10 protein-coding genes are annotated in these 12,760 nt (G+C 69.9%); 6 read left to right on the top strand and 4 right to left on the bottom strand.

Annotated features, from left to right (window positions below; translation table 11 throughout):
* Window positions 1-103 precede the first annotated feature (103 nt).
* From FPZ41_RS22085 to FPZ41_RS22075, 3 genes are all read left to right on the top strand, one after another.
* A complete protein-coding gene (locus tag FPZ41_RS22085) occupies window positions 104-991 on the top strand; it encodes a FadR/GntR family transcriptional regulator (RefSeq protein ID WP_322620561.1) in 888 nt (295 codons plus the stop codon).
* Window positions 992-1,419: 428 nt separating this feature from the next.
* Window positions 1,420-2,961, top strand: a complete 1,542-nt coding sequence (locus FPZ41_RS22080) for an RNA polymerase sigma factor (protein ID WP_322620560.1) — start codon at window positions 1,420-1,422, stop codon at window positions 2,959-2,961.
* A 133-nt stretch (window positions 2,962-3,094) separates the two neighbouring features.
* Window positions 3,095-3,913, top strand: coding sequence for a S1 family peptidase (locus FPZ41_RS22075; RefSeq protein WP_152865146.1), 819 nt, complete (start codon window positions 3,095-3,097; stop codon window positions 3,911-3,913).
* 109 nt (window positions 3,914-4,022) lie between these two features.
* Here FPZ41_RS22075 and FPZ41_RS22070 read toward each other — a convergent pair whose 3' ends face one another.
* Window positions 4,023-4,253 carry a DUF7455 domain-containing protein gene (locus tag FPZ41_RS22070; protein ID WP_131564913.1) on the bottom strand — a complete coding sequence of 77 codons (231 nt, stop codon included), beginning with the start codon at window positions 4,251-4,253 and terminating at the stop codon, window positions 4,023-4,025.
* A gap of 444 nt (window positions 4,254-4,697) precedes the next feature.
* Between FPZ41_RS22070 and FPZ41_RS22065 the strand changes: the two genes are divergently transcribed.
* The 3 genes from FPZ41_RS22065 to FPZ41_RS22055 all read left to right on the top strand — a co-directional run bounded on the left by FPZ41_RS22065 (window position 4,698) and on the right by FPZ41_RS22055 (window position 9,101).
* The gene (locus tag FPZ41_RS22065; protein ID WP_322620559.1) at window positions 4,698-6,821 is read left to right on the top strand and encodes a DNA gyrase/topoisomerase IV subunit B; all 2,124 of its coding nucleotides are present in this window, start codon (window positions 4,698-4,700) and stop codon (window positions 6,819-6,821) included.
* Window positions 6,822-6,942: 121 nt separating this feature from the next.
* Window positions 6,943-7,512 carry a DUF485 domain-containing protein gene (locus FPZ41_RS22060; protein WP_152865144.1) on the top strand — a complete coding sequence of 190 codons (570 nt, stop codon included), beginning with the start codon at window positions 6,943-6,945 and terminating at the stop codon, window positions 7,510-7,512.
* Window positions 7,509-9,101 carry a solute symporter family protein gene (locus FPZ41_RS22055; RefSeq protein ID WP_322620558.1) on the top strand — a complete coding sequence of 531 codons (1,593 nt, stop codon included), beginning with the start codon at window positions 7,509-7,511 and terminating at the stop codon, window positions 9,099-9,101. The genes FPZ41_RS22060 and FPZ41_RS22055 overlap by 4 nt, the downstream gene beginning before the upstream one ends.
* A 47-nt stretch (window positions 9,102-9,148) precedes the next feature.
* Here FPZ41_RS22055 and FPZ41_RS22050 read toward each other — a convergent pair whose 3' ends face one another.
* The 3 genes from FPZ41_RS22050 to FPZ41_RS22040 form a co-directional block, all read right to left on the bottom strand.
* Entirely contained in the window at window positions 9,149-9,829 is a 681-nt protein-coding gene (locus FPZ41_RS22050; RefSeq protein ID WP_152865190.1) for a response regulator, read from the bottom strand.
* Window positions 9,829-11,586, bottom strand: a complete 1,758-nt coding sequence (locus FPZ41_RS22045) for an ATP-binding protein (RefSeq protein WP_152865142.1) — start codon at window positions 11,584-11,586, stop codon at window positions 9,829-9,831. Before FPZ41_RS22045 ends, FPZ41_RS22050 begins: the two co-directional genes overlap by 1 nt.
* A 109-nt stretch (window positions 11,587-11,695) precedes the next feature.
* Window positions 11,696-12,634, bottom strand: coding sequence for a sucrase ferredoxin (locus FPZ41_RS22040; RefSeq protein WP_322620557.1), 939 nt, complete (start codon window positions 12,632-12,634; stop codon window positions 11,696-11,698).
* Window positions 12,635-12,760 lie beyond the last annotated feature (126 nt).

The following is a 12,760-nucleotide window of genomic DNA, read 5'->3' as shown; positions in this document are numbered from 1 at the left end:
CTTTCCGATAAGGCGTCAATTGCGACGGGGTGAGCGATCACCCTTTCGTGTGCTTTTCACCAAAGACCTCAAGGGAGTTGAGGAGGGCGCCGACAAAGGATGCGTGAGTACCCTTGCGCACACCATGATGACCGCCGCCCGCTCCGCAGACTCCGGCCTGGCCGGCCCGGGTGGACTCGACCGCTACTCCTACGCCGAGACACCCGGCGTAGAGCGCGTCGGCGCCCCCACCTGGGAGAGCGCCGATCCCGAACTGGGGCGTGTGGGCCGACGCGCCGCGGGCAGCCGCGGACGCGGCCTGCACGGCCAACTCGTCCAGCAGCTGGGTCAGATGATCGTCTCCGGTGACCTCGGCGCGGACCGTCCGCTCGTGCCCGAGGAGATCGGCCAGCGATTCGAGGTCTCCCGCACCGTCGTCCGTGAGTCGCTCCGCGTCCTGGAGGCGAAGGGGCTGGTCAGTGCCCGCCCCAACGTCGGCACGCGGGTGCGTCCCGTCAGCGACTGGAACCTGCTCGACCCGGACATCATCGAGTGGCGGGCCTTCGGGCCGCAGCGCGACGACCAGCGGCGCGAGCTGAGCGAGCTGCGCTGGACGATCGAACCGCTCGCCGCCCGTCTGGCCGCCGGGCACGGACGTGAGGAGGTCCAGCAGCGGCTCGGCGACATGGTCGAGATCATGGGCCATGCCATGGGGCAGGGCGACTCGCTGACCTTCGCGCGCGCGGACGCCGAGTTCCACTCGATGCTGATCCAGGTCGCGGGCAATCGCATGCTGGAGCACCTTTCCGGCATCGTCTCCGCCGCCCTCCAGGTCTCCGGAGGCCCGGCCACCGGCTGCGACCGCCCCAACGAGACCTCGCTCGGCCACCACGCCCGGATCGTCGAGGCCCTCGCCGCCGGTGACGGCGCGGCGGCCGAGGTGGCCATGCGGCAACTGCTCACCGTCCACCCCGAGGTGGAACGCGTCGTGCCCTCGCCGCGCGAGCACTGACCGCCCGCCGACAGCGGCACGGTCGAAGGAGCACGCCCTGTCCGGGTGGCGCCCGGCCGGTGAACCCGTCTCTCCGCCGGACCCCGCCGGCTCCCCTGTGGACCGGCGGGGTCCGGCGGAGAGAAGTGAGGTACTCCCGGGTCGGAGTCGACCACTGTCAGTAATGACCGACTCTGACAGCATCCAGATGCATTTACGTGCTTACGGGGTGTGACTCGGGCCACGCGGATTGGGCGTAACGCTCTTCGGGGCAGCGCGATGACCTAAGAGGTGACAGCCGAGGAAGGAATACGGACGCCGCTCACGGCGCTGTGCAACTCCCCGGCCCCCGCCTGCGCCGTCGGCCCATCCCCAAGTCGGCGGTCGTCGGCTCCTGTCCGTAGTGGACGGGGCCGGAAGCCGTTTTCCAACGTTCCGAGAGGTTGTTCGTGTCGGCCAGCACATCCCGTACGCTCCCGCCGGAGATCGCCGAGTCCGTCTCTGTCATGGCGCTCATTGAGCGGGGAAAGGCTGAGGGGCAGATCGCCGGCGACGACGTGCGTCGAGCCTTCGAAGCTGACCAGATTCCGGCCACTCAGTGGAAGAACGTACTGCGCAGCCTCAACCAGATCCTTGAGGAAGAGGGTGTGACGCTGATGGTCAGTGCCGCAGAGCCCAAGCGCACCCGAAAGAGCGTCGCAGCGAAGAGTCCCGCCAAGCGCACCGCCACCAAGACCGTGGCGGCGAAGACGGTGACCACGAAGAAGGCCACTGCCCCCGCCGTTCCGGCCGTGTCGGCCGCCGACGATCCCACCGAGGGCGCCGCGCCCGCGAAGAAGGCCGCCGCCAAGAAGGCGACCGCCAAGAAAGCTGTCGCCAAGAAGACCGCCGTCAAGAAGACGGTGGCCAAGAAGACCACCGCCAAGAAGGACGACGGCGAGCTTCTCGACGACGAGGCGCTTGAGGAGACCCCGGCACCCGGCAAGGCCGGCGACGAGCCCGAGGGCACCGAGAACGCCGGCTTCGTCCTCTCCGACGAGGACGAGGACGACGCGCCCGCGCAGCAGGTCGCGGCCGCCGGTGCCACCGCCGACCCGGTCAAGGACTACCTCAAGCAGATCGGCAAGGTCCCGCTGCTCAACGCCGAGCAGGAGGTCGAGCTCGCCAAGCGCATCGAGGCCGGTCTGTTCGCCGAGGACAAGCTGGCCAACGCCGACAAGCTCGCCCCCAAGCTCAAGCGCGAGCTGGAGATCATCGCCGAGGACGGCCGCCGCGCCAAGAACCACCTCCTGGAGGCCAACCTCCGCCTGGTGGTCTCCCTGGCCAAGCGTTACACCGGCCGCGGCATGCTCTTCCTGGATCTCATCCAGGAGGGCAACCTCGGTCTGATCCGCGCGGTCGAGAAGTTCGACTACACCAAGGGCTACAAGTTCTCCACGTACGCCACCTGGTGGATCCGTCAGGCGATCACCCGCGCCATGGCCGACCAGGCCCGCACCATCCGTATCCCGGTGCACATGGTCGAGGTCATCAACAAGCTCGCGCGTGTGCAGCGCCAGATGCTCCAGGACCTGGGCCGCGAGCCCACCCCGGAGGAGCTGGCCAAGGAGCTCGACATGACCCCGGAGAAGGTCATCGAGGTCCAGAAGTACGGCCGCGAGCCGATCTCGCTGCACACCCCGCTGGGTGAGGACGGCGACAGCGAGTTCGGTGACCTCATCGAGGACTCCGAGGCCGTCGTCCCGGCCGACGCGGTCAGCTTCACACTCCTGCAGGAGCAGCTGCACTCCGTCCTCGACACCCTGTCCGAGCGCGAGGCCGGTGTCGTCTCCATGCGCTTCGGTCTCACCGACGGTCAGCCGAAGACCCTCGACGAGATCGGCAAGGTGTACGGCGTCACGCGCGAGCGCATCCGCCAGATCGAGTCCAAGACGATGTCGAAGCTGCGTCACCCGTCGCGCTCGCAGGTGCTGCGCGACTACCTGGACTAAAGCCTCGCTCGTACGCCTGCGAAGGCCCGGCTTCCGTTACGGGGGCCGGGCCTTCGGCTTGTGCGCGCATGCGGGCAGCCGCCCCTTGAATCACCCTGGGTGTGCAGTGAATGTCCCAGAGTGAGGAGTTCGCATGCGACGATCCGTTGCCCGAGTATCGGCCCTCGCCGCCGCAGTGGGCGCGATACCCCTGGCATCACCCGCAACTCCGGCGGCAGCCGACGTCGTCATAGGCGGCTATCCGGTCGAGATCTCCGAGAGCCCCTGGACGGTGGCGCTGTCCAGCCGTGACCGGTTCGGGGGTACGCGCGCAGGGCAGTTCTGTGGCGGTGTGGCGGTGGGCCGCTCGACTGTGCTGACCGCGGCCCACTGTCTGAGTGGGGCGGTGCTGGGGGCGCCGCCGGAAAAGGTACGTGACCTGAAGGTGATCGAGGGCCGTGGGGACCTTCTCTCGGCCGAGGGCAAGGAGATACCCGTACGAGCCGCTTGGGTCAACCCGAACTATGACAGCAATACGAATGCCGGGGACTTCGCCGTACTCACCCTCGCCTCGCCGCTCCCCGAGAGCGCGGTCATCCGGATGGCGGCGGCAGGCGACCCTGCATACCGGCCGGACACGGGTGCCGTGGTCTACGGCTGGGGGGACACCACAGGCGCCGGAGACTACGCCCGGAGTCTGCGCGCCGCACGCGTGAAGGTGCTGCCCGACGCGGCTTGTGAGGGGGCGTACTCAGGGAGCAGGGACGGAACGTACGCGGCCGGCTCCATGGTGTGTGCCGGGGAGCTCGCGGGCGGACGCGACGCCTGCCAGGGCGACAGCGGCGGTCCGCTGGTCGCCCAGGGGAAGCTGATCGGTCTGGTGTCGTGGGGGACCGGGTGCGGTCTCCGGGGGAATCCGGGGGTCTACACCCGGGTCTCGGAGATCCTCCGGACACTGGGCTGGGGGCGCTGAGGGTGACGGCCCCACACTCACAGTAGGGGCGGCCACCCCCCGGTGCGTGGGGTTGGCCGCCCTTGTCACCGGCCTGCTGCCGGCGCTGGCTCGTCGTGAATGCGAGGTGTCAGCGTTCCTCTTCGCCGGCGCTTGCCGGAACGGTCGTCAGCCGCTCCGTCTCGTCCTGTATCTCAGCGGCGATCTTCTTGAGCTCCGGCTCGAACTTGCGACCGTGGTGAGCGCAGAAGAGCAGTTCGCCACCGCTCAGCAGAACGACGCGCACGTAGGCCTGTGCGCCGCAACGGTCGCATCGGTCGGCGGCCGTCAGTGGGCTCGCGGGGGTCAGAACAGTAGTCACGTCGCCTCTTCTCTAGCTCGACGAGCTGTCGTACCAGGGTCAACATCCAACCAGGCCGAAAACGTTCCCGCTCGCGGCTTCTCCTCGAAAAAAACTTTCCGGGCAGGCTGTCTGCTGCCGGTTGGCGGCGAATGAGCCGTAGTGCGTGTCTTCGTGTCGTACGGATTTCGCGCTTGTCTGTCGGTTGTCCTGTCCTCCCGGCTGGGTTGCCGGTTGTTCATGAGGACGTGCCCGGAGCCTAAATGGTTCATGCCTCAAAGGGAACGTGATATGTACTTCACTCCATCGAGGGATCGAACGCTCGTACGAGTCTGGACTAGTCTGAGTTCAGACGAGGGTGGCGTTACATCGGCTCTACCAGGCCTCGGTACCCTCTGAACGGCTACCGAAGCCGCGTCCTTACCCCAAAGGACCCCATCTGAAATTCAGCGAGGAGCGAACCGCGTGACCGCCGAGACGTCCGTGCCGTCCACAGCGCTGCTGACCGGAGCAGACCGGGATGGTTCCAACTACACCGCGCGGCACCTGCTCGTCCTCGAAGGACTTGAAGCCGTACGCAAGCGCCCGGGCATGTACATCGGGTCGACCGACAGCCGCGGTCTGATGCACTGCCTGTGGGAGATCATCGACAACTCGGTGGACGAGGCCCTCGGGGGCTACTGCGACCACATCGACGTGATCCTCCACGACGACGCCTCCGTGGAGGTGCGGGACAACGGCCGCGGCATCCCCGTGGACGTGGAGCCCAAGACCGGCCTCTCCGGAGTCGAGGTCGTCATGACCAAGCTGCACGCCGGAGGCAAGTTCGGCGGCGGCTCGTACGCGGCCTCGGGCGGTCTGCACGGCGTGGGCGCCTCCGTGGTGAACGCGCTCTCGGCGCGACTGGATGTCGAGGTCGACCGCGGCGGCCACACCCACGGCATCAGCTTCCGGCGCGGCGTGGCCGGCGGCTTCGCGGCGACCGGGCCGGACGCCAAGTTCGAGGCGAAGGGGGGTCTGCGCAAGGCCAAGAAGATCCCCAAGAACCGTACCGGCACGCGCGTGCGGTACTGGGCCGACCGCCAGATCTTCCTCAAGGACGCCAAGCTCTCCCTGGAGACGCTGCACCAGCGCGCCCGCCAGACCGCGTTCCTGGTGCCCGGCCTGACCATCGTCGTGCGCGACGAGTACGGCCTGGGCGAGGGCGGCAGCAAGGGCGAGGAATCCTTCCGTTTCGACGGCGGCATCAGCGAGTTCTGCGAGTACCTGGCCACCGACAAGCCGGTCTGCGACGTCCTCCGTTTCTCCGGACAGGGCACCTTCAAGGAGACGGTGCCGGTCCTCGACGACCACGGCCAGATGACACCCACCGAGGTCACCCGTGAACTCGGCGTCGATGTCGCGCTGCGCTGGGGGACCGGTTACGACGCGACCCTCAGGTCGTTCGTCAACATCATCGCCACCCCCAAGGGCGGCACCCACGTGGCCGGCTTCGAGCAGGCCGTCAAAGAGACGATGAACGAGGTGCTGCGCGCCAAGAAGCTGCTGCGCGTCGCCGAGGACGACGTCGTCAAGGACGACGCCCTGGAGGGCCTCACCGCGGTCGTCACCGTCCGTCTCGCCGAGCCGCAGTTCGAGGGCCAGACCAAGGAGGTCCTCGGCACCTCGGCGGCCCGCCGGATCGTGAACAACGTGATCTCCAAGGAGCTCAAGGGGTTCCTGACCTCCACCAAGCGCGACGCGGCCGCCCAGGCCCGCGTGGTCATGGAGAAGGTGGTCGCCGCCGCCCGTACGCGAATCGCGGCGCGCCAGCACAAGGACGCGCAGCGCCGGAAGACCGCTCTGGAGTCCTCCTCGCTGCCCGCCAAGCTCGCCGACTGCCGCAGCGACGACGTGGAGCGCAGCGAGCTGTTCATCGTCGAGGGCGACTCCGCGCTGGGCACCGCCAAGCTCGCCCGGAACTCCGAGTTCCAGGCGCTGCTGCCGATCCGCGGCAAGATCCTCAACGTCCAGAAGTCGTCCGTGACGGACATGCTCAAGAACGCCGAGTGCGGTGCGATCATCCAGGTCATAGGGGCCGGATCCGGCCGCACCTTCGACATCGACACGGCGCGCTACGGCAAGATCATCATGATGACCGACGCCGACGTGGACGGCTCCCACATCCGGACCCTGCTCCTGACGCTGTTCCACCGCTACATGCGGCCCATGGTCGAGGCGGGCCGGGTGTTCGCCGCGGTGCCGCCGCTGCACCGTATCGAGCTGATCCAGCCCAAGAAGGGGCAGGACAAGTACGTGTACACGTACTCGGACCGCGAACTGCGCGACAAGCTCATGGAGTTCCAGAGCAAGGGCATCCGCTACAAGGACTCGATCCAGCGCTACAAGGGCCTCGGCGAGATGGACGCCGACCAGCTGGCCGAGACCACGATGGACCCGCGTCACCGCACCCTGCGCCGGATCAACCTCTCCGACCTGGAGGCCGCCGAGCAGGTCTTCGACCTCCTGATGGGCAACGACGTCGCGCCGCGCAAGGAGTTCATCTCCAGCTCGGCGGCGACTCTGGACCGGTCACGCATCGACGCGTAGCGCCGCACCGGGGTGTGCTCGGTCGTCTGCGGGATGGGTCGCGTGCGGGGCGAGTCACCTGATGGGGTGAAGAGCGGGGGAAGAAGAGTCAGGGATCCTGCCGTTCTGTCCATCCTTGGGCATGCAGTCAAGGAATGGTCGGCTTTGCCGACACGGGGGTGGGGCCGAGAGCCCGGTCGAGTACCACGAAGGACAGCCGGGCCAGGCCTCCGCCGCCGTGGGGGCGGCGGGGCAGACGAGGTTCGACGATCCCTGGTACGACGCGCCGGCCTCCGGCTGGGGCGAGTTGGACGGTACGGGAGCCCCCGCCTTCGTCGCGCCGTCCGCCGGCCGGGGTGACGGGGACAGGACCGGGGGCGCGGCCGACATCTACCTGGAGGTGCAGCGCAGCGCGGCCTTCCAGGAGGTGCGCAGCCGGTACCGAAGGTTCGTGGTCCCCGGGGTCGCCGTGTTCTTCACCTGGTACGTCAGCTATGTCGTGACCGCGACGGCCGCACCCGGGCTGATGGCGCGGCCGGTGACGGGCGCCGTGAACGTGGCGATGCTGGCGGGGCTCGGGCAGTTCCTGACCACGTTCCTGTTCACGTGGGCGTACATGCGGCATGCGAGGCTGCGCCGGGACCGGGCCGCGCTCGAACTGCGGTGGGACACGCAGGAGCTGGCGCGCGGCGCCAGAGGGGGCGAGCGGTGACCGGCAACCAACAGACGTTGGCGGTACTGCTGTTCAGCGCGTTCGTCGCGGTCACCCTGGGCATCACGACCTGGGTGAGCCGCAACCGGCGTGGTTCCGCGGAGGAGTTCTATGCCGGCGGGCGGCTGTTCTCCCCGATGGAGAATGGTTTTGCCATCGCGGGCGACTACATGTCGGCGGCCTCGTTCCTGGGGATCTCCGGGCTCATCGCGCTCTTCGGGTACGACGGGCTGCTGTACTCGGTGGGTTTCCTGGTGGCCTGGCTCGTGGTGCTGTTCCTGGTGGCCGAACTGGTACGCAACTGCGGGCGGTTCACGCTCGCCGACGTGGTCGCGGCCCGGATGAGCGAGCGGCCGGTGCGGATCGCGGTGGGAACCGCCTCGGTGACCGTGTCCGTTCTGTACCTGGTGGCGCAGATGGTGGGGGCGGGCATCCTGGTCGCGCTGCTGCTGGGCGGGACGAGTGAGGCGACCCGGGTCTGGACGGTCATCGGGGTCGGCGCCCTCATGGTGGTCTATGTGTCCTTGGGTGGGATGCGGGCCACCACCTGGATCCAGATCGTCAAGGCGGTCCTGCTGATGGGCGGGGCGATCGCGCTGACCGTGCTCGTACTGGTGCGGTTCCACGGTGACTTCGATCACTTGCTGCGCACGGCGGCCGAGCGCAGCGGGCACGGGGACGCGTTCCTCGCGCCGGGACTGAGGTACGGCGGGGACTGGAGCGCACGCCTGGACTTCATCAGTCTGGGGCTCGCCCTGGTGCTGGGCACGGCCGGGCTGCCGCACATCCTGTCGCGCTTCTACACGGTGCCCACCGCACGGGCCGCGCGGCGGTCGGTGGTGTGGTCGATCGGGCTCATCGGCGGCTTCTACCTGATGACGATCGTGCTGGGCTTCGGTGCGGCGGCGATCGTCGGCCCCGATGCCGTACGGCGATCGAACGCTGCCGGGAACACGGCGGTTCCGTTGCTGGCGCTCGATCTGGGCGGTGGGTCGGGTTCCACGGGCGGAGCGGTTCTGTTCGCGATCGTCGCCGCCGTCGCCTTCGCCACCATCCTCGCGGTGGTCGCCGGGATCACGCTCGCCTCGTCGGCGTCCGTGGCGCACGACCTGTACGCGTCGCTGCGGCGGCCGCGGGGGAAGCCACGCAGCGAGGTGGCCGTCGCGCGGGCCGCCGCGGTCGGGACGGGAGTGGTCGCGATCGGGCTCGGGCTGCTCGCCCGGGACCTGAACGTCGCCTTTCTCGTGGGTCTCGCCTTCGCGGTCGCCGCCTCGGCGCATCTGCCCGTGCTGCTCTACTCGCTGTTCTGGCGCGGATTCACGACGCGCGGTGCGGTGTGGGCGGTGTACGGGGGACTGGTGCCCGCCCTGCTGCTCGTGCTGCTCTCACCGGTGGTGTCGGGGAGCCCCGGGTCGCTCTTTCCCGGCGTCGACTTCCAGTACTTCCCCCTGGAGAACCCGGGCCTCGTCTCCATCCCGCTGGGCTTCCTCGCGGGCTGGCTCGGCACGGTCGTCTCGGCTCAGGAACCGGACGCGGCCAAGCACGCGGAGACCGAGGTGCGGTCGCTGACGGGAGCCGGGGCGGTCTGAGCGCACGAGCGCCCCCGGGCCCCGGGCGGCGGCCCGCCATCGTGCCCTCAGGCGCGGGTCGCCCATACGTAACGGTGCTCCGGGCGGCCCGCCTCGCCGTACTTGAGGGTCAGCGTGGCCCGTCCCGTGCGCTCCAGGAGCTTCAGGTAACGCTGGGCGGTCTGGCGGCTCAGACCGGTCCGTTCGGCGATCTCCTGGGCCGACAGCGGGCCGTCGGCGGACATCAGGGCGCGGCGTACGAGTTCCGTGGTCGTGGCGGAGTGCCCCTTGGGGAGGTCGGGCTCCCCGCTCGCGGAGAGGGCGCCGAAGATCCGGTCCACCTCGGCCTGTTCGGCCTCGCCGCCGCCGTCGAGGGTGCGGCGGAGCTCCGCGTACGCCTCCAGCTTGGTGCGCAGGCCCCCGAACGCGAACGGCTTGACCAGGTACTGCAGGGCCCCGTGCCGCATCGCCGCTTGGACGGTGGTGACGTCGCGGGCCGCCGTCACCATGATCACATCGGCCTGGAGGCCGCGTCGCCGCATTTCCTGGACGACCTCCAGGCCCGTCCGGTCCGGCAGATAGTGGTCCATGAGGACGAGGTCCACGCGGGGCAGCGTCTCCAGCTGCCGCAACGCCTCCACCGCGCTGTGCACCACCCCCGCGACCTGGAAGCCCGGCACCTTCTCCACGTACGCGGCGTTGACCTTCGCGACCCGGATGTCGTCGTCCACGACCAGGACCTCGATCATCACGACTCCTCCTTGGCGGCTGCGGCGGCCTCGGGCTCCCGCACCGCATCCCGTTCCCTCGTGCGGCCCGACGTTAGCGGGTCGCACGAGCCGGTCCGACTGCCGGGCGGCAGAAGCGGGTGCGCGGGCGTCTGAGCCGCCAGTCCCGGCTCTGTCAGAGCCTCCGGGAGGACGACGACGAACTCCGCGCCCCCGCCGTCCGCCTCCGTGACGCGGGCGCTGCCGCCCTGCCGTTCGGCGAGCCGGCGCACCAGGGAGAGCCCGATGCCGCGCTTCCCGTGGGCGGGCGGCTTCTTGGTGGACCACCCGTCCGCGAAGACCAGCTCCCGGTGTTCCACCGGAACGCCCGGTCCGGTGTCGCGCACCCTGAGGACCGCCGCGCGCCCCTCGGCACGCAGTCCGACCTCCACGCGCGCGTGTGGAGTGCCGGCCACGGCGTCGAGGGCGTTGTCGACCAGGTTCCCGACCATGGTGACCAGCCCCCTGGAGTCGATCAGCCGGTCCGGCAGCAGGGTCCGGTCCGCGAGCGACAGGGCCACGCCACGCTCGGCGGCGACGGCGGCCTTGCCGACGAGCACCGCGGCGAGCAGCGGATCATGGATCTTCTCCGTGACCTGTTCGGCGGTCACCCTGTGGTCGCCGACCACCTCGCCGACGAACTCCACGGCGTCGTCGTACATCTCCAGTTCGAGCAGCCCCAGGACGGTGTGCATACGGTTGGCGTGCTCGTGGTCCTGCGCGCGCAGGGCGTCGATCAGGCCGCGTGTGGAGTCGAGTTCGCGCCCGAGCTGCTCCAGCTCGGTACGGTCGCGCAGAGTGGCGACGGCGCCCCCGTCGTCGGTGGGCATCCGGTTGGCGACCAGGACGCGCCGGCCCCGGACGGTGAGCAGGTCGGTGCCGGTCACACGGCCGGCCAGGACATCGGTCGTACGGCCCTCACCGAGCGCCTCGTCGAGGGAGCGGCCGACGGCCTCCTCACCGATGCCGAGCAGACGCTGGGCCTCGTCGTTGAGCAGGCGGACGCGACCGCTCCGGTCCAGGGCGACGACGCCCTCCCGGATGCCGTGCAGCATCGCCTCGCGCTCCGCGAGCAGCGACGAGATGTCCGAGAAGGCCAGGTCCCGGGTCTGCCGCTGCACCCTCCGGGAGATCACGTACGCGACCAGCGATCCGATGGCGAGGGCGGCGCCGGCGTAGGCGAGGAGCTCCGGGATGGCGTGGATCAGACGGGACCGCACGCTGTTGTACTCGATGCCGACCGAGACCGCGCCGACGATCTTCCCGGCGGCATCACGCAGCGGCACCTTTCCGCGGGCCGAGCGGCCCAGCGTGCCGTCGTCGATCTGCATGATCTCCTGACCGGCCAGGGCCGGCCGCGGATCGGTCGAGACGACGCTGCCGATCTGCTTCGGGTCCGGGTGGGACCAGCGGATGCCGTCCATGTTCATCACGACGACGTACTCGGCTCCGCTGGCCTTGCGGATCCGCTCGGCCTCCGCCTGCACGGGGCCGTGGACGGACGGCGTGGTCGACGCCAGGTCCTCGGCGAGCTGCGGCTGCGCCGCGGTGGTCTGCGCGATCGCGAGGGCGCGGCGCATCGCCTGGTCGTCCAGCTGCTGGCTGAGCGGCGCCAGGAACAGCCCGGTCACGAGCACGGCGACGCCGGCGGCGATCGCCACCTGCATCAGCAGCACCTGTGAGAACGCCCGCCGCGGCAGACCCAGCCGCAGGCGGCGGGCGGGGGGAGTGGAGCTCATACCCATGAAGGTACGTGGCGGGGTGAGCCGGGCCGAAGGGGAGTGGTGTGGATCTCCTGGCAGGGTGCGGAAGGAACGGGTGGGTGCCCCCTCCCGGCTCGACGCCGGTTCAGCTCGCCAGCGGCGTGGCCGACACTTCCTGGATGGACACCACGTCCATCCGGGCGGGGGAGCCCAGAGGCGAGCCGCAGCTCTCCGGGCGGGGCGGCAGCGAGGCGCTCTGGGCGACGGTCACCTGCCACTGGCGGCCGTCGGCGTGGGCGACCGTCACCTCCCAGCGCGGAGCCGCGCCCCGCGTGGTGACGACGGTGAGGGTGCCCGCCCGGTCCTCACCCGTCGCCGTGCGCACGGCCAGCTCGGCCGCCTGCCCTGGCCGCTCCCAGGCGGAGCTTCCGCGGCATCCCTCGGTGACGACGCGGCCTTCCCGTACGGCTTGGAGGACGCCCTTGACGTGGTGGGCCTCGGCGCGGCCATAGGCGTATCCGGACGGCAGGACCAGCAGCGTGGGCGAGAAGCGGTGACCGCCCAGGTGCGTGACCTCCCAGACACCCTCCACTCCGGAGGAGGCCAGTTCGGCTGCGAGCGGCCTGCCGAGGAGGGCGCAGCAGCGGTCGCGCTTGCCGTTGGTGCAGACGAGGGCCAGCGGGTCGCCTGTGTGGGGGCGCCCCCGCAGGCCGGTGTCGAAGGTGTGAGGGTCCCCCATGCCGAGAGCGGTGAAGTCGAGGTCGAGCAACTGCTCCGGATCGGCAGTCGTGGTGCTGTGCAGCCACATGTTTCCGGGAACGGTGTGGGCCGCGTACACATGACGTGCGCGGGCATCGTGGCAGTCCGCGTGGCGGCCGGGGCGGCGGATGAGCGCGACGCGCACTCCGGTGTCTTCCGTGGCGGCTTCGAGGGCGTGGCCGACGGCCGGGTCCAGGTGGCTCGCAGTGAGGGCATTGGCGCCCCAGGGGCCGGGCTGTTCCAGCAGCAGCCAGGTCCTCGCGGTGGTCGAGGTCCCCGCGAGGGGCTCGTCGAGGTGCCGCGACGCGGTCGTGCACGTACTCACAGAGGTGAGCCTAACCTGACTTGGGCCTCGGTGGCTTCCGGAGGCCGGTCGGGGGCGTACGAAGGGCGCATGTGAGATGCGCTCTGTGTGCGTCGGGCGTGCGCCCCGCCCCGCGGCCCCCTGCGC

Origin of the sequence: Streptomyces acidicola (genome assembly GCF_009377235.1) — a bacterium.
GTDB classification, from domain to species: domain Bacteria; phylum Actinomycetota; class Actinomycetes; order Streptomycetales; family Streptomycetaceae; genus Streptomyces; species Streptomyces acidicola.
Note: the sequence above shows the minus strand (reverse complement) of the source record. Positions and strands in the feature narration are given on the sequence as shown.